Annotated in this window: 15 protein-coding genes; 12 read left to right on the top strand and 3 right to left on the bottom strand. The window is 72.1% G+C overall.

Annotated features, from left to right (window positions below; translation table 11 throughout):
• The first annotated feature begins 25 nt into the window (after positions 1–25).
• From DQ392_RS16795 to DQ392_RS16785, 3 genes are all read left to right on the top strand, one after another.
• A complete protein-coding gene (locus DQ392_RS16795; protein WP_245981566.1) occupies positions 26–1,036 on the top strand; it encodes a class I SAM-dependent methyltransferase in 1,011 nt (336 codons plus the stop codon).
• 62 nt (positions 1,037–1,098) lie between these two features.
• Entirely contained in the window at positions 1,099–1,521 is a 423-nt protein-coding gene (locus DQ392_RS16790) for a cupin domain-containing protein (protein WP_114016436.1), read from the top strand.
• A complete protein-coding gene (locus tag DQ392_RS16785) occupies positions 1,518–2,609 on the top strand; it encodes a branched-chain amino acid aminotransferase (protein ID WP_114016435.1) in 1,092 nt (363 codons plus the stop codon). The genes DQ392_RS16790 and DQ392_RS16785 overlap by 4 nt, the downstream gene beginning before the upstream one ends.
• Positions 2,610–2,671: 62 nt before the next feature.
• Here the strand turns inward: DQ392_RS16785 and DQ392_RS16780 are convergent, their stop codons facing one another.
• Complete coding sequence (locus DQ392_RS16780) at positions 2,672–3,613, bottom strand: DMT family transporter (protein WP_245981564.1); 942 nt, start codon at positions 3,611–3,613, stop codon at positions 2,672–2,674.
• 74 nt (positions 3,614–3,687) lie between these two features.
• On the opposite strand from DQ392_RS16780, the gene DQ392_RS16775 reads away from it, so the two are divergent.
• Positions 3,688–4,599, top strand: a complete 912-nt coding sequence (locus DQ392_RS16775) for a LysR family transcriptional regulator (protein ID WP_114016433.1) — start codon at positions 3,688–3,690, stop codon at positions 4,597–4,599.
• A gap of 83 nt (positions 4,600–4,682) precedes the next feature.
• Here DQ392_RS16775 and DQ392_RS16770 read toward each other — a convergent pair whose 3' ends face one another.
• Positions 4,683–5,861, bottom strand: coding sequence for a Cmx/CmrA family chloramphenicol efflux MFS transporter (locus DQ392_RS16770; RefSeq protein WP_114016432.1), 1,179 nt, complete (start codon positions 5,859–5,861; stop codon positions 4,683–4,685).
• A gap of 397 nt (positions 5,862–6,258) precedes the next feature.
• Between DQ392_RS16770 and DQ392_RS16765 the strand changes: the two genes are divergently transcribed.
• The 4 genes from DQ392_RS16765 to DQ392_RS16750 all read left to right on the top strand — a co-directional run bounded on the left by DQ392_RS16765 (position 6,259) and on the right by DQ392_RS16750 (position 12,418).
• The gene (locus DQ392_RS16765; protein WP_114016431.1) at positions 6,259–7,419 is read left to right on the top strand and encodes an MBL fold metallo-hydrolase; all 1,161 of its coding nucleotides are present in this window, start codon (positions 6,259–6,261) and stop codon (positions 7,417–7,419) included.
• Positions 7,420–7,564: 145 nt separating this feature from the next.
• Positions 7,565–8,716, top strand: a complete 1,152-nt coding sequence (locus DQ392_RS16760) for a S1 family peptidase (protein ID WP_114016430.1) — start codon at positions 7,565–7,567, stop codon at positions 8,714–8,716.
• Positions 8,717–9,030: 314 nt separating this feature from the next.
• The gene (locus tag DQ392_RS16755; RefSeq protein WP_245981562.1) at positions 9,031–11,322 is read left to right on the top strand and encodes a phosphoinositide-specific phospholipase C-related protein; all 2,292 of its coding nucleotides are present in this window, start codon (positions 9,031–9,033) and stop codon (positions 11,320–11,322) included.
• Between the two features lie 325 nt (positions 11,323–11,647).
• Entirely contained in the window at positions 11,648–12,418 is a 771-nt protein-coding gene (locus tag DQ392_RS16750) for a DUF4232 domain-containing protein (protein ID WP_114016429.1), read from the top strand.
• Positions 12,419–12,541: 123 nt separating this feature from the next.
• Here the strand turns inward: DQ392_RS16750 and DQ392_RS16745 are convergent, their stop codons facing one another.
• Positions 12,542–13,297, bottom strand: coding sequence for an IclR family transcriptional regulator (locus DQ392_RS16745; RefSeq protein ID WP_181856456.1), 756 nt, complete (start codon positions 13,295–13,297; stop codon positions 12,542–12,544).
• 135 nt (positions 13,298–13,432) lie between these two features.
• On the opposite strand from DQ392_RS16745, the gene DQ392_RS16740 reads away from it, so the two are divergent.
• The 4 genes from DQ392_RS16740 to DQ392_RS16725 are packed head-to-tail and all read left to right on the top strand — an operon-like array spanning position 13,433 to position 15,689.
• Positions 13,433–14,575, top strand: a complete 1,143-nt coding sequence (locus tag DQ392_RS16740; RefSeq protein WP_114016427.1) for an amidohydrolase/deacetylase family metallohydrolase — start codon at positions 13,433–13,435, stop codon at positions 14,573–14,575.
• Positions 14,572–14,973, top strand: a complete 402-nt coding sequence (locus tag DQ392_RS16735; RefSeq protein WP_114016426.1) for a hypothetical protein — start codon at positions 14,572–14,574, stop codon at positions 14,971–14,973. The genes DQ392_RS16740 and DQ392_RS16735 overlap by 4 nt, the downstream gene beginning before the upstream one ends.
• An 18-nt stretch (positions 14,974–14,991) precedes the next feature.
• Positions 14,992–15,357, top strand: a complete 366-nt coding sequence (locus DQ392_RS16730; RefSeq protein ID WP_114016425.1) for an SFCGS family glycine-rich protein — start codon at positions 14,992–14,994, stop codon at positions 15,355–15,357.
• Positions 15,354–15,689 carry a DUF4312 family protein gene (locus DQ392_RS16725; RefSeq protein WP_114016424.1) on the top strand — a complete coding sequence of 112 codons (336 nt, stop codon included), beginning with the start codon at positions 15,354–15,356 and terminating at the stop codon, positions 15,687–15,689. Before DQ392_RS16730 ends, DQ392_RS16725 begins: the two co-directional genes overlap by 4 nt.
• Positions 15,690–15,692 lie beyond the last annotated feature (3 nt).

Genomic DNA, 15,692 nt, shown 5'->3' with positions numbered 1-15,692 from the left:
TCCTCCGCGAACACGAAGGGCTTTGATGATCATGGCCACAACCGAACTGGACGAGGCACGGTACTGCGCCGACACCTTCAACGGCGCCATCGCCTCGGCCGCGATCAGCGCGGCCTGGGAGCTCGGTCTCCTGGACGAGCTGGAGCAGCAAGGCGTGGTGGACATCGCGGACTACGCCCGGCGCCACGACATGCACCCGGAGGCGCTGCTCACCATCGTCGTGGCGCTCTCCAGCCGGCACGTCGTCGATCTCGACGCCGACCGGACCACGGCGAAGCCCGGCGCCGGCTTCCGCAGCGCCTACCTCACCAAGGGCTTCTTCCACTGGCTCACCCGGGGCTGCGGCGAGCTGTTCACCACCCTGCCGACCAAGATCAAGAACGCGGACCGGGTGGGCAGCTACGTGCGCAGGGACGCGCGCGCGATCAGCGTGGCGTGCCGCAACATCGCCAGGACGTTCTTCGACCCGCCGTTCCGGGAGCTCATCGACGATCTCGACATCGCGACCGTGGCCGACCTGGGCTGCGGCTCGGCTGACCGGCTCGTGTGGCTGGCCGGGCTCCGCCCCCGGATCGACGCGATCGGCATCGACGTGGCCGAAGGCGCCATCGCCGTGTCGCAGGAGGCCGTCGCCCAGGCGGGTCTCGAAAAGCGGGTCTCCCTCGTGCAGGACGACGTACTCAACCTCGCTCCCCGCGAGGAGTACGCCGACGTGGACCTGGTGACCTGCTTCCTGATGGGGCACGACTTCTGGCCGCGGGAGAACTGCGTGCGCACGCTGCGCCGGCTGCGCTCGGTCTTCCCCAACGTCAAGAACCTGATACTGGGTGACACCTGCCGCTCCACCGGTCTCGCCGGGCCCGACTACCCCATGTTCTCCCTGGGGTTCGAGACCGTGCACGGAGTGATGGACCAGTTCCTGCCCAGCCTGGACGAGTGGACCTCGGTGCTGGAGGAGAGCGGGTGGCGGTGCGCGGACCGCCGGATGATCGACCTCCCGGCCTTCAGCTTCGTCTACCGGCTCACGCCCGCCTGACCGGCGGTGTGCCTTCGCCCACGGACTACCTGTCCTCAGCTCCCCCGACCAGGGAAGTGAATATGAGCACCGAATCGAGCACGTCAACCCTCTCGGACAGCCCGCTCGTCCTCCAGGACCTGCCCGTCTTCCAGCAGGTGCCCGGCCACTACGCGCAAACGCCCTTCCTCCTCACCCGCGGGCTGCTCGACGGTCTGGAGTTCGAGATCGCCGGCGGTGAGATCAGCGACAAGGTCGACAAACCGGTGGCGGCCCCGCACACCCACGAGGTTCCGGAGATCTACCTGCTACTGGCGCCCGAGCCCGGTGCGGCCGTGATCGACGTCGTGACGGACGGCACGACGCACCAACTCAGCGCGCCCGCCGCGATGCTCATTCCGGCCGGTACCGTGCACCACTTCGTGACCAGGAAGGCCGTCCCGGGCAGCTTCTGCCTGGGGATCCTGCTGACCGGGCCGCGCGGCGACGACGAGGCGGCCCGGTGAGCGCTCCGGTGGTCTTCGCGAAGCAGACGGCGCCCGACCGTCTGCCCTCGCATCGGCGTGCCGCGCTGCTGCGCGACCCGGCCTTCGGCACCGTCTTCACCGAGCACATGTCCACCGTCCGCTACCGGGAAGGCAAGGGGTGGCACGACGCACGCGTCGAACCGTTCGGCCCACTGCCGCTGTCGCCGGCCAGTTCGGTTCTGCACTACGGACAGGAGGTCTTCGAAGGGCTGAAGGTCTACCGCACCGACGGCGGCCGGGCGCAGCTGTTCCGTCCTGACGCCAACGCCCGCCGGCTCCGCCGGTCCGCCCGGAGGCTGTCGATGCCCGAGGTGCCGGACGGGGTGTTCCTCGGTGCCGTGGAGGCGCTGTTCGCCGCCGACCGCGACTGGCTGCCGCAGGAGCCCGGATCCACGCTCTATCTGCGGCCGTTCCTCATCGCCACCGAGGTCTGCATCGGTGCCAGGCCCGCCGAGGAGTACCTGTTCTGTGTCATCGCCACCCCGCCCGGGACACACTTCGCCGCCGGGACGCCCGCGATGACGGTGTGGATCTGCGACGGGTACACTCGGGCCGCGCCCGGCGGTACGGGGGCGGCCAAGTGCGGCGGGAACTACGCCGCGGCGATGGCAGGCCAGGCGGAGGCAGCCGAGGCGGGCTGCGACCAGGTCGTCTTCCTCGACGCCGCGGAACGGGCCTGGGTCGAGGAGCTTGGCGGGATGAACATCTTCTTCGTCTTCGACGACGGGACCCTGCTCACTCCGCCCCTGACCGGTTCCGTCCTGCCGGGCATCACCCGTGACTCGGTCCTCTCTCTCGCGAGAGCACGCGGCTACCGGGTGGCCGAGGAACCGTACAGACGTGACCAGTGGCGGGCGGACGCCGCGGCGGGCCGCGTCCGCGAGGTGTTCGCCTGCGGAACGGCCGCGGTGGTCACCGGGATCGGCACGGTTCGCTCCCCTGCCGGGGAGTTCACCGTCCCGGGGCCGGCCCCGGGGCCGGTCACCGTGGAGTTGCGCACCGCCGTGGAGGACATCCAGTTCGGCCGCGTCGAGCCGCCGGAGAACTGGACGCACCCTCTGCGGTGAGAACCGGGCGGCCGCGCCCTGACGCCCCGCGACCGGGGCACCGGGGGCGGCCGCTCACGCTCTCACGCGGCAGCCGACGCCTTGGCCGGGCGGCTGTTGTACCAGACGGCCGCGACCACCAAGGCGCAGCCTCCGGCCTGCGTGAGGGTGGGACGTTCGCCGATCAGCAGACCGAGGCCGAAGGCCATGACGGGCTGGAGCAGCAGCAGCGCGGCGGCGACGTTGGGCGCCAGCTTCGGCAGCGCGGCGGTGATGAACAGCCACGCCACCACCTGTCCGATGAACGCGAGCATGATCAGCCAGCCCCAGGCGGGCCAGCCGGGGTTGAGGTCGATGCCCGTCCACAGACCTCCCATGATGCCGGCGGCCGCCGCGGCGGCGGCCGTGGAGACACACACAGGAGAGACGGAGTGCTGCCTTCCGCCGCCGAGCCGCATGAGGAACAGGTACCCGGCGTAGGCCAGTCCGGCCGCTGTCCCGTAGGCGACACCGGCCACGGGGTTGCTGCCCGACTCGGCGTGCCCGATCGCGCCGCTGGCGAGGGCGACGCCGAGCAGCATCACCGGCGCGAGCAGCAGGAACCGGGGCGACAGCGGCGCCTTGGAGATGACCCGCGCGAGCAGCGGGTAGAACACCACCTGGATGTTGAGCAGCACCGTGGAGACGGAGGCGCCGACGTTCAGCACGCTCGCCGCCCAGAAGACCATGTCGACGCCTAGAAGGACACCGGCGCCGATGTCCATCAACTGGTAGCGCAGCGGGCGCCTTCCCACCCTGCGCACCTCGCGCCACGCGAGCGGGACGAGGAGGACGAGGGCGAGGGCGCAGCGCAGGAAGGCGGCCGTACCCGCGTTGGTGTCGGACAGCTTCATGAACACGGCGGAGGCCGAGATGCAGGCCGACCCGGCGACGGCCATGAGCACGGGGTTGGCCCGGCTTCCTGTGTCCGGGACCTCGAGGGTGCCCACTCCGGGCTCAGCGGCCGAACCGCTCTTCAACGACATGCCCAGTACTGTGCCCTTACCGAGCAAGAAGGAAAAGCAACAGGTTTTGACCATGATTCGGTAGCATCGGTGAAGTGTTCAGCATCGACAGGCTGCGCGCCCTCTCCACGGTCGCCACCCACGGTTCGATCGCCCGCGCCGCCGAAACCCTCCACATCACGCCCTCCGGGCTCTCGCAGAAGCTCGCCAAGCTGGAGCGGGAGGCGGGCCACCGGTTGCTGGAACCGCACGGCCGCAGCATCCGCCTCACCCACGCGGGGCGCGTACTCGCCGGGCACGCCGAACGCCTCCTGAGCGCGCTCACCTCGGCGGAGGCCGACCTCGCCGACCTCCACGACGAGGTGCTGGGCCCCCTGCGGATCGGCGGAGTGGGCAGCGCCGTGCGGACCCTGTTGCCCCGCGCCCTGGACGCGCTCGCCGAGGAACACCCCCGGCTGCGGCCCACCGTGACAGATGGTGAGGCCGTCGAGCTGATGCCCTTTCTGCTGAGCGGCGAGATCGACCTCCTGCTCATCGAGAGCTGGGCCAACCGTCCCACCTTCCTCCCGGAGGGGCTGACCCTGCGCACCCTCGTCAGCGAGGACGTGTGCGTGGCGCTGTCCGCCCGCCACCCCCTCAGCAGCCGCGAAAGCCTCGACCTCGCCGAACTGGGCGACATCCCCTGGGCCAGCTGCCCGCCGGGCACCGAACCGTACGAGTCCCTCGTGCAGGCGCTGCGCGCCCGCGGAGTCGAACCGGAGGTGCGGTACACGCTGACCGAACACATCACCCAGCTCTCGATGGTCGAACGCAACCTCGCCGCGGCCCTCGTCCCGACGATGTCCCGCAGCCCCGCCCCGTCCGGCGTGCGCTTCGCCCGCCTGCGTCCCGGTCTGCGCCGTGACATCCAGGCCGCCTGGCTCGCCAGCACCGAGAACCCGCCCGTCCGGGCCTGCATCACGGCCATCGAAAAGGCCGGCCCGGCCCGGCCTCAGTACGACGGCTGACGAGAACGAGGCCGCTGTGCCGGACCGGAAGGCCCCCCGGTCGCCCCGACGCGAGCCGGCGAGCCGGACCAGGTCGGGACAGCTCATCGGGGCGCCTCGGTGCTACGACCGGACGCGAGCACGCCGCGGAGGGGGAAGGCCACCAGCAGCGCGAGCGCGACGAGCACTCCGCTCACCCACAGCGGCCCGAGCTCCGAGAGGGCGGTGTCCAGGGATGTCGCGGCGAGGAGCGGTCCCGCAGCGGCGCCGATGTTGAACGCCGCGGTCGCGTACGAGCCGGCCATGGTGGGGGCTCCTGTCGCCTCGTAGAGAACGCGCGTAATCAGGGTGCTGCCCAGCGCGAACGACAGCGCGCCTTGCCAGAACACGAGGACGAGCAGGGCGGCCGGCCGGTCGGCCAGCGCCGCCAGGGCCGGCCAGCCGGGGAGAAGCAGCGGACCGCCGAGCGTGAGGACCAGGCCGGGGCGGTGGTCTGACACGCGTCCCGCGACGGTGATACCGACGAAGGAACCGAGACCGAAGAGGACCAGAACGACCGAGATCCACAGATCGCCCAGGCCCGCGGTCTCGGTCACGACGGGAGCGAGAAAGGTGAAGCTCGCGAAGGTTGCCGCGTTCACCAGGGCACCGAGCAGCATCACGAGGGCCAGGCGCGGGCTCTTCAGCTGGAGGAGTTCCGCTCGCAGCGCCGGCCTGTGCGAGGCGTCCGCCCGCACGCGAGGGGCCGGAACGCCCTTGAGGATGCCGAGGGCCGCGGGCAGGCAGCAGGCGGCGACGGCCCAGAATGTGGCGCGCCAGCCGAGCATGGTGCCCAGTACGGAGCCCGCGGGGACCCCGGCGATCGTGGCCGCCGTCGTGCCGGACAGCAGCACCGCGAGCGCGCGTCCCTTCCTGTCCGCTGCCACCAGCTCGGCGGCGGTGGTCAGCGCGACGGCGAGGAAGCCCGCGTTCGCCAGCGCGGCGATCACCCGGGTGGCGAACAGGACCGGAAAGTCCGTTGTGGTGGCGGCCAGCACGTGCGCCGCGGCGAACACGACGACGAACCCGAGGAGAGTGGATCGTGCCGGCCAGTTGCGGGCGAGCCCGGCCATGAGCGGAGCGCCGACGACCATGCCGATCGCGAAGGCCGACGTGAGCGCTCCCGCTGTCCCGACCGTCACGTCGAGGTCGGCAGCGATGCCGGGCAAGAGACCGGCGAGCATGAATTCGGAGGTGCCCATGGCGAACACGGCCATGGCCAGCAGGTAGAGCGCGAGAGGCATCGAGGGGCTCCGAGGCGATGAGAAACAGGAGTGGAGGCGTTCTCGTCACCGCGGTCAGCACCCAGGGGCACAGACGTCCGGCCGCGGAAGGCGGCGGGACGGCAGAGCTACGGACTCAGTGGCGCAGGGGGCTGACGGCGTGACCGAAAGCCCCCGTCCTGGACGCTTCGGGGCTCGACATGGCGCGCACGCTACATGAGGGCCGCTGGAGGGCACACACCGGTTTTTCGCGCGTGGCCCGGTGTTCCGCCCGCCCAGGCGAAGTGATGCAATGAGGTGAAGATCCCCAGGAGGTCATGTGGCCGGCTCAAGTGCCCCGCAACCGCAGCGCTCACAGCCGCGGAAACCGCGCAGCCTGCGGCCCCTCGCTTTCGGAGCCGATCCGGCAGGGGCGCGCATGGAGCGGATTCGTCGCTCTCCCCATTTCGCCGACGGTGTGTTCCGTAATCCCGAAGGACCGCCGCCCGCCACTCCGGAAGGGCCGCGACCCGCCCCGGGCGGCTCCAGGACCGAGTTGGCGAAGACCTTCTTCACCAAGGAGGCGCGCGAGCGGCGCCGTCCGGCCTCCTCCGTGCCGCTGCACCCCACCACGGCCGAGGACCTGGCCAGACCCCCGGCCACCGGGCTGCGGGTCACCTGGATGGGACACTCCAGCGTGCTCGCCGAGATCGACGGTGGCCGGGTGCTGTTCGATCCGGTGTGGGGGCGGCGGTGCTCCCCGTTCACGTTCGCCGGACCCAAGCGGCTCCACCGCGTGCCGCTGCCGATGGCCTCCCTCGGCCACGTGGACGTCGTCGTCATCTCCCACGACCACTACGACCACCTCGACCTCCCCACGGTCCGCGCACTGGCCTCGACGGACACGCTCTTCGCGGTACCGCTCGGCGTGGGAGCGCACCTGGAGCGCTGGGGCGTACCCGAAAGCCGGATACGGGAGCTGGACTGGAGCGAGTCGACGCGGGTGGGCGATCTGCGGCTGACCGCGACCCCGGCCCGGCACTTCTGCGGGCGTGGGCTGCGCAACCGGCAGCACACGCTGTGGGCGTCGTGGGTCGCCGAGGGGCCGTCGGGGCACCGGGTCTTCCACAGCGGTGACACCGGGTACTTCCCCGGTTTCCAGGAGATCGGCGCCGAGCACGGTCCGTTCGACGCGACGATGATTCAGGTCGGCGCGTACAGCGAGCACTGGCCCGACATCCACATGACACCGGCCGAGGGCATGCGGGCGCATCTGGATCTGCAAAGCACCCCGTCCGCCGGGGTGATGCTCCCGATCCACTGGGCCACGTTCAGCCTGGCGCCGCACCCGTGGGACGAGCCGGGGGAAGGCACTGTCGAGGCGGCCGCGCGGCTGGGCGCACGGGCTGCTCTGCCGCGTCCTGGGGAGCCTTTCGAGCCGACTTCGGGTGAGATCCCGGCCACTTTGTGGTGGCGCGCCGCCGCCGGAAGGACGGGCGAGGGCCGCCCCGGCGGCTCACCGGCCGCCGCGGACCCGCGGGAAGCCGGCACCTCCACGTCGGGGCCGGACGCCGCGGAGGCGGCCCCTACCTCGCCGTAGCGGCAGAAGCGGCGGACCTCGTGGTGGCGGCATTGGCATGGACCTGTTCTTGATCCCTCGCTAATCTGCGCACCGGCATACCCCGGGATGTCCCCGGGCCTTGCTGTTCCACCCCCATGACGTTGGAACAACGAAGGGCCGATCCATGAGACGTACCAGAACTCCGCGCGCCGTCCTCTCCGCGCTGCTGGTCAGCGGCGCCCTCGTGGCGGCGGGGACCCTGCCGTCCGCCGCGGCGGGGACCGACGTGCCCGCGGCGCGCGAACCCGCCTCCGACGGCGTACTGAGCGCGATGCAGCGGGACTTCGGGCTCAGCCGGCAGCAGGCCGAGGCGCGGCTGTCCGCCGAGAAGCACGCCGCCGGCACCGAGAAGAAGGCACGGCGAGCGGCCGGGCCCGCCTACGCGGGCTCCTGGTTCGACGCCGGCAAGAAGAAGCTGACCGTCGCCGTGGCCGACGGGGAGAAGGCAGCGGCGGTGCGGGCCACCGGCGCGACCGTCGAACTCGTCGAGCGCAGCGCGAAGGAGCTCGACGCCGTCAAGAAGCGCGTCGACGCGCTCGACGCGCCCACGGGCGTGAGCAGTTGGCGCGCCGACTGGAGGACCAACCAGGTGATCGTCGAGGTCCGCGAGGACCGCCGGCGCGACAACGATGTGGAGAACTTCCTCACCCGGGCCCGTCGCGCCGGTCCCCTGGCGGTGCGCACGACCGGGCACTCCCCCACGACCTTCGCCGCGGGCACGGTCGGCGGAGATCCCTACTACACGGGCAACGTCCGATGCTCCATCGGCTTCTCGGTGCAGGGCGGGTTCGTCACTGCCGGCCACTGCGGGGGCGCCGGACAGTCGGTGAACGGCTGGGACGGCAGCTACATCGGCACCTTCCAGGGCTCGTCCTTCCCCGACAACGACTACGCGTGGGTCGACGTGGGCAGCGGATGGTGGACCGTCCCGGTCGTCCTGGGCTGGGGAACGGTCTCCGACCAGCTCGTGCGCGGCTCCGCTGAGGCCCCGGTCGGCGCGTCCATCTGCCGCTCGGGATCCACGTCCCACTGGCACTGCGGCACCGTGCTCGCGAAGAACGAGACCGTCAACTACAGCCAGGGCGCCGTCCACCAGATGACCAAGACGAGTGCTTGCGCCGAGGGCGGCGACTCGGGCGGCTCCTTCATCAGCGGTGACCAGGCACAGGGCGTCACCTCAGGCGGCTGGGGCGACTGCTCCGGCGGCGGCGAGACGTGGTACCAGCCCGTCAACGAGATCCTCGGCCGCTACGGCCTGACCCTGCACACGGCCTGACCCGCATCCCCTCACACACCCCACGCACTCCGGCGCCCTCGCACCAGGAAAGCCGCAGATCCGGCGCGTCCGGGCGCGTGGGGTGACTCGGCCGCACCGGCACAGCGCCGGGTCCTGGCAGGTGACCCGGCCCGGCGCTGTGCCGCCTGGGTGTGCCGGCGCGAGAGGACGCGGGCAGTGCCGTTCAGCCGCGATGCCACAGCTCATCTAGCCTGGCTGCAAGGTGCGCGCCGCCCGCACGGCACCGGGAGGGCACGCCGCTCCCGTACCGCGCACCGCCGGCCGGCACGAACGACACGAGCGCGGGAGAACCGTTGTCCCGGAACACGGAGGAAGACTCCACCGCCAAGGCAGGCGAGGACGAGCACGCCCTCGCGCCCGGTTCGTCTCCCGCCCCGGGCCCGCGCGGACAGTGGCGGCACGCCCGCTGGGTCGTCGCGGCCCGGGCCCTGACAGCGGTGCTGGCGGTGCTGTGTGTGACGGTTCTGGCAACGGTCAGCACCCTCCGTACCACCCTCCTGGACCGCGGCTACTACCAGCAGGTGCTGGACGACGAACGGGCCTACGGCAGGCTCTACGACGAGGTGCTCGTCGATCCGGAGGCCCAGCCGGTCACCCGCAGCCTGCTGGCGCGTCTGCCGGTGCCCGAGTCCGTGGTGACCGCCAACCTCAAGACGGTGCTGCCGCCCGCGACGGTGCGGGAGCTGACGGACGAGCAGATCGCGGCTGTCACCGCCTACCTGCGCGGTGAGACGGACACCCTGGCCGTCTCGGTCGATCTCACGCCGGTGCTGGCGAATCTGGACAAGCTCGCGGAGCTGTACCTCAGCGGCCTGGTGTCCCAGGCACAGGGCAAGGAGAAGGCCGACTTCCCGGCAGCCGTCAAGAGCGTCGAGGCGGCGCTGGAGGACGTGGCCGCCGGGCGGCGCCCCGCGGATCTGCCCACCGTCGATCTGAGCGACCGGGCCGTGAAGAACGTCAGCGAACTTCTGCTCTCCGGTGTGCCCAAGGGCGAGCGGGCGGCGCTCCGGCCGCAGATCGAGGCGGCGCTGGGGGTGGGTGACGTCGCCACGGCGCTGGCCGCGGCGGGGCCGCATCTGGTCGGCGGGCGTGCCGGGAACGGCGCGCAGGAGGGCGAACGGGAGCTGCTGCGCCTCACCGAGGGCGGCCGGTGGAACGTCGTGGACGACCTGGAGGGCACCGGCATGCACCTGGGCGCTCTCCAGTCCGCCCAGGACGTCACCCGCCTCGCGCTGGGACGGGTCTACACGCTCGCCGTCGTCCTCGGTCTCCTGTCCGTCGCCTTCCTGTGGGTCACCGGGCCTCGCCGGCGGCTGCGCAGGCTGCGCACCATCGGCTGGAGTCTCGCGGCGGGTGGTGTGCTGACAGCGGGCCTCTTCCAGGCCGTCCGGTGGAAGGCGGACGGCCTGTGGGGGCAGGCGCCCGGGTCGTGGCCGCCGTCGCTCGCGGCTCTGGTCGAGGATCTGGAGAGCACGGCGCTTGAGACCCTGACCCTCGCGGGCTTCTCCGCCGCGCTCGTCCCGCTCGTGGCGGGGTTGTCGATGGCCGCTGTGTCCTCGGTGCGACGGCGTCCCCGGGCCGCGCGATCGCTGACCGCCCGTGCCCGTACCAAGCTGCTGGCGGGGATGTCCGCGGTGACGAGCACCGCGGTGGTCCTGGGCGTCACGTTCGTACCGGCTGCCGCGAGCGGCTCCGAGGAGATGTACTGCAACGGCTCCCGCCAGTCGTGCCGGCTGCGCTACGACCAGGCGGCCTACGTGGCCACCCACAACGCGATGTCGACGACCGCCGACCGCTTCATCAGCCCGCTCCAGGACGGCGACATCACCGCGCAGCTCGACAACGGCGCCCGTGCGCTGCTCGTCGACACCCACACCTGGGAGCGGCCCGACCAGATCGCCGAGCGGCTGAAGCTGTCCGAGTTCGCGCCCGACATGCGTGAGGAGATCACCGGTCTCCTCGACAGGTCGCACCCCTCCAGGCCGGGGCTGTGGCTGTGCCACGCCGTCTGCCGGGGCGGCGCGATCCCGCTGGTGGACACCCTGCGCGACATCGGGTCCTGGCTCGACGAGCACCCGGGGGAGGTCGTCACGCTGATCGTCCAGGACGGCATCAGCGGCGAGCAGACGGCGTCCGCGTTCCACGAGGCCGGTCTGGACCGGTCGCTGTTCACCCCCGACGACGATCCGCAGGCGGCCTGGCCGACGTTGGGGCGGATGGTCGAGGACGACAAACGCCTCGTCGTCTTCGCCGAGCACGCCGACGGTCCGGCCGACTGGTACCGCAACTTCTACCGGTACGGCATGGAAACGCCCTACGCGTTCGCCAGACCTGAGGACATGACCTGCGCACCGAACCGCGGCGGGGAGGGCAAGCGGCTCTTCCTCATGAACCACTTCGTCACCAGCGGCGGCGGCAGCAGGATCGACGCGCGGCAGGTGAACGCCGAGGACTTCGTCCTGGACCGCGCCCGGCGCTGCGAGGCCGAGCGCGGTCACCCGGTGAACTTCGTCGCCGTCGACTTCGCCAACCTCGGTGACGCCGCGGCCGCCGTCCACACCCTCAACGCCCGACGCAACCCCTGAGGCGGCCCGGGCCGGCGCCCGCCCCGTCTCCCGCCGCCTGGGTGGGGAGTCCCCTCCCCTGGCTCGTTAGAGTTGCTCCTTGTGGTGGCCATTGAGCGGCCGGCGCGACGGCTGACCAGCGCTTTGCCGCAACGACGAGGGCCGGGGCGCGGGCGGGATCTCCCCGTCGGTCCGATACGCGGAGTTTCGATACGCGGAATTCCGTCGCGAACTTTTCCGCCGGACCGGGCATCGGACTCCGTGTACGGCACGGGAGCCGTCCGAGTCAGGGGGCGGCGGCTGTCCGGGGGCAGGCTCGCGACGAGATGACCAGGAAGGGACGGCAGTGAGGGAACAACAGGAGCACACCGCGCGGGCGCCCGGGCGGGCCGACGAGGCGGGGGCCGCCGGACGGCGGGTCGCGAGGGGCTCGCGCCTCGCGTCGGTCGCCGCCGTGGGAGTGGCCGCGGCCCTTCTGACCGGATGCGGCGGGGAGGGGGCGGACGCGTCCGCTCCGAAGAAGGTCAACGGGGAAGCGGCGCCCGCGCCGGGTGACTCCCCCGGGGACAAGTCCGGCAAGAAGTCCGCCGCCCCCTCCGAGTCGTCGCGCTCCCAGGACGGGAAGGCCGAGAAGGGCAAGGCGTCACCGGACGCGCCGGGGAACGGCGACTCGGGCTCCACCGGGGAGGAAGGGGGGTCGGGGCCGGGAGAGGGGACGCCCGGCACCGCGCCGTGCAAGACCGCGGGGCTGGCCTTCAGCAGCTCGCCCGGCATGGGCGAGGGCACGCTGCTGGTAAACATGCGCAACACCGGCTCGGTCCCGTGCACGCTCCACGGCTTCCCCGGAGTCGATCTGCAGACGCGGGAGGGCTCGTTGAGTGCCAACCGCAACAACGCCCCGGCCCCCTCGGTCAGCGTCAAACCGGGCGAGGAGACCCGCTTCACCCTGCGCTACCCGCCGAACAACACCGGTGGCAGCGGCGTGACCGTCAACAGCCTGACGGTCACCCCGCCCAACGAGACCGCCTCGAAGTCCGTACCGGCCACCATCAACCTTCCCGTCACCGACGAGACCGGGCCCGGAGTCACGGTCGGCCCCATCGGCGCCGGCAAGTGACCACACCGGCCGACGCCGGGCCCGGCCCGGTGCGCGGCCCCTCGGCCCCGCGCGGGAGCGGCCGGCACCGTGCCGGGCCGGCCGCCGTGCGCCTGACGGCGCCTGCAGCGGCACCCCGCCGCATCACAGGCGCCGGGAGACCTCCTGGGCGGCCTGGCAGACGGCGGGGGCGAAGCCCGGCAGCTGCTCACGGGTGACGAGGAAGACCAGGGACGAGACGGAGACCGCGCCCACGGGGTAGCCCTCGGGGTCGAGGACCGGGGCGGCGAGTGAGCACACGGCCTCGTCCGCTTCCTCGTATTCGGTGGCGTAGCCCCTCTTGCGTACGCGGTCGAGCTCCGCGCGCAGTCCGGCCCGGTCCGTGAGGGTGTGCGGAGTGCGGGCGGGAAGTCCCGCCCGGTCCATGAGCTTCTCGCTCTCGGCCTCCGGCAGGTGCGCGAGCAGTACTTTTCCCGCCGCGCTGGCGTGCAGCGGCAGCGGCGTTCCGACTTCGGTGGCGATGCGGTAGGCGTGCCCGGGGTCGACCTTGTGGGTGTAAGTGGCGTGGTCGCCGCTGAGGACGGCGAGGTGCACGGCCTGCCCGAGCCGCTGCTGCAGAGCGCGCAGTACGGCGTCGATGCCGACCGAGTCGTCGGAGAAGACCTGCGCGGCCAGCGCGCGGAGCTGGAAGCCGACGCCGTAGCGTCCTTCGCCGTCGGCGACGACGTATCCCTCCTCCGTCAGGGTCGCGAGGATGCGGTGGGTGCTGGCCTTGGAGACGCCCGCGCACTCGGCGATGTCCTTGAGGCGGTGCGGGAGTTCGGGCCGTGCGACCGCTTGGAGCACGCGGAGTGCCTTGGCGACGGCGTTCCCCGCGGACACCGACTTCTCACGATCCATTGACCCTCCGTACGCCATCTGATTAGTTAGCAAACGATCCGCTGAACGGAACGCCAATCCATCCTACGGAACGCTTGGCGTACTCCGACCACCGCATCGTGCCCTTTTCACCACGCCCGCGAAAGGCGGCCGTGCATGTACGAACTACTCGTTTCCGGCGGCCTGTTGGCCGATCCGGAGCGCGGCACCATCCAGCGAGGGGACCTCGCCGTCCACCACGGCAGGATCGCCCGCCTCGGCGCCCCGGGATCGCTCGAAGCCCAGGAGACCGTGGACGCCGCCGGGCTGCTCGTCTCCCCCGGCCTCATCGACCTGCACACGCACGTCTACCCCGGGCGCACCGCGCTCGGCGTACCGGCCGACTCGGCGGGGGTCGAACGAGGCGTCACCACAGTCGTCGACGCCGGCAGCTGCGGCAGCGACGACTGGCCGCACTTCCGCGACCACGTGGTCGCCCCCGCCCGCACCCGGGTACGCGCCTGGCTCAACGTCTCCCGCCACGGGCTCGTCAAAGGCCACGCCGAACTGTCCGGCGGCCGCCGCGACCTGGACCTGGAGGCCGGCGACGCCCTGCTGCGCGCCGAGCCGGAGACCGTGTGCGGGCTCAAGATCCGGATGAGCCGTTCCGTCCTCGGTGACAGCGGCCTCGCGCCGCTGCGCGCCGCCAAGGAACTGGCCGGTGCGCACGGCCTGCCCGTCATGGTGCACGTCGGCAACGAGCCCCCCTCCTTGGGCGAGGTACTGGAGCTGCTCGGTGACGGCGACGTGGTCACCCACGCCTTCCACGGCAAGCCCGGCGGCCTCTTCGGCACGGGGCCCGAGCCGCTCCCCCAGGTGTGGGCGGCGCTGGAGCGCGGCGTACGGCTGGACGTCGGGCACGGCAGCTCCAGCTTCGCGTTCCGCACGGCCAGGCGGGCCCTGGCCGCCGGAATCAGGCCCTGGACGGCCGGCACCGACCTGCACAACCGCAACACGCACGGCCCCGTGCACTCGCTCACCGAGACGCTGAGCAAACTGCTGGCGCTGGGGATGCCGCTCACCGAGGTGCTGGCCTGCGCGACCTCGCGAGCGGCCCGGGTGCTCGGAGCCGGGGGCGACCTGGGCACCCTGCGTCCCGGCGCGCTCGCGGACCTGAGCCTGCTGGAGCTGCGTGACGGTCCGCTGGCGCTCACCGACGCGGACGGCGAGCAGTACGAGGGGGACCGCGTCCTCCTGCCGCGCGGCTCCGTCGTCGCGGGCCGGCCCCACCCGGTCAGCCACCGGGAGGAGACGGTATGACCCCCGCCCCCCGGCGCGCCGCCGAGGTACTGGAGCGGCTGGCGGCCAACGTCGCCGACACCACACCCGTCGGCGCCCAGGACCGCGCCGAACTCGACGAGCTGCTCCCGCTGATCCTCTCGCACGCCCGGCAGGAGGAGGTGCGCCTGGACGACGAGAGGCTGCTGGCCCTCGCCGTGCACTCGCTGGCCTTCGTCAGACGGGTCCGCGACCGCGAGAGCCTGCCGGAACTCGACGGCCTCCTCTACGAGGAAGTGCCCAGCGCACGGCTGACCGCGGCCAGGCGGCTCGTCGACGCCTACTGCGCGCCCCGCTCCTTCACCCCGCCCGACAGCGAGGTCCTGCTGTTCGCGCTGCACTTCGAGGTGGCGCACGCGTCCGCTTCCGAGACCCACTGAAGAGACCAGGAGACACACATGAGCGTCAAAATCGTGATCGGGCACCGGCTGGGCAAAGGACAGGCCGTCGCCGACGGGGTGAGGGCCGCGGGCGCCGAACCCGTGCTGATCCCGGGACCCGGCGCCGACATGAAGGTCGGGGACGTCATGGCCGCGGAAGGCGCCGCACTCGGCATCTCCTTCTGCGGCAGCGGCGGGGCCGGCGCGGTGACGGCGAAGGCCAAGTACGGCCACGACATCGAGTTCGGGATGCGCACGGCCCAGGCGGGCGTCACGGCGGTCGAGCAGGGCCGCACCGTCCTCGGCTTCGGGTTCCTGGACAGCGAGGAGCTGGGCTACGCGGTCACCGAGGCGCTGCTGCGGAAGCTGGGGGAGTCGGCATGAAGCACACCCGGCACATCCTGCGGCTCACCGGCACGGGCCCGACGCGCGACAAGGCGTTCGCCGACGCCATGGCCCGGGTGCGGCAGGCCGCGGGCGAGCGCACCACCGGCGTGTGCTTCCGCGTGGAGCCGGTGGATCTGGAAGTCGTCGAGGCCGTCGAGCACCGCTGGCGGGAGCGCTTCCTCGGCCTGCTGTTCGCCCGCACCAGGTCCCGCTTCTCGCTGACGCTCCGGATGGAGGTGCGGGTCGCGGCACTGGACCTGGACGCGGTCGACTTCACCGTGCGCGAGGAGCGGCTGACCCCGCTCCAGCACGCGCTGCGCATGAGGTGAGAC

It is taken from the genome of Streptomyces reniochalinae (assembly GCF_003323735.1).
In the GTDB taxonomy this organism is placed as follows: Bacteria; Actinomycetota; Actinomycetes; order Streptomycetales; family Streptomycetaceae; genus Streptomyces; species Streptomyces reniochalinae.
Note: the sequence above shows the minus strand (reverse complement) of the source record. Positions and strands in the feature narration are given on the sequence as shown.